The 392-nt window shown below is 36.7% G+C and carries 1 protein-coding gene; it reads left to right on the top strand.

Annotated elements, in window-relative coordinates:
• Positions 1 to 28 precede the first annotated feature (28 nt).
• A partial coding sequence (gene tnpA / locus C0Z22_RS15860; protein ID WP_061841733.1) for an IS200/IS605-like element ISSsu4 family transposase occupies positions 29 to 392 on the top strand: 364 nt, incomplete at its 3' end.

Raw genomic sequence — 392 nt, 5'->3', positions numbered from 1 at the left:
GCCTATTGTAAAGCGAAAGGAGAAAAATATGGCGCAAAAGGCACATAGTTTATCACATACAAAGTGGCTGTGTAAATACCACATTGTCTTCACACCTAAGTATAGACGAAAAATCATCTATAATCAATATCGAAGTAGTTTGGGAGAAATATTCCGACGTTTGTGTACTTATAAAGGCGTAGAAATTATCGAAGGACATCTGATGCCGGATCATGTTCATATGTTAGTCAGTATTCCTCCGCGATTAAGTGTATCAAGCTTTATGGGATATTTAAAAGGTAAGAGTGCTCTAATGATGTTTGATAAACACGCCAATCTCAAATACAAATTTGGTAATCGTCATTTCTGGGCAGAGGGATATTATGTAAGTACGGTTGGACTAAATGAAGCCA

It is taken from the genome of Halobacteriovorax sp. DA5, assembly GCF_002903145.1.
Classification (GTDB): domain Bacteria; phylum Bdellovibrionota; class Bacteriovoracia; order Bacteriovoracales; family Bacteriovoracaceae; genus Halobacteriovorax_A.
This window is presented reverse-complemented; position numbering and strand designations above follow the sequence as displayed.